1 pseudogene is annotated in these 416 nt (G+C 56.5%); it reads left to right on the top strand.

Annotated features, from left to right (window positions below):
• Positions 1–416 (top strand): annotated as a pseudogene (gene qseF / locus FL344_RS38305) (two-component system response regulator QseF/GlrR); the annotation flags it as partial.

Raw genomic sequence — 416 nt, 5'->3', positions numbered from 1 at the left:
CTGTGGTGCATTGCCTGAGCAATTGCTGGAGTCGGAGCTGTTTGGTCATGCGCGTGGCGCGTTTACTGGCGCTGTCAGCAATCGCGAAGGTTTATTCCAGGCGGCGGAAGGCGGAACGCTATTTCTCGATGAAATTGGCGATATGCCTGCGCCGTTACAGGTCAAACTGCTGCGCGTGTTGCAGGAGCGTAAAGTGCGCCCGCTGGGCAGTAACCGCGATATTGATATCGACGTGCGGATTATTTCCGCCACTCACCGCGACCTGCCAAAAGCGATGGCGCGCGGGGAATTCCGTGAAGATCTCTATTACCGCCTCAACGTTGTCAGCCTGAAAATTCCGGCTCTGGCAGAGCGCACAGAAGACATTCCGCTACTGGCAAATCACCTGTTGCGCCAGGCGGCAGAGCGACATAAAC

Source organism: Myxococcus sp. AB036A (genome assembly GCF_006547355.1).
GTDB lineage: Bacteria > Myxococcota > Myxococcia > Myxococcales > Myxococcaceae > Myxococcus > Myxococcus virescens.
This window is presented reverse-complemented; position numbering and strand designations above follow the sequence as displayed.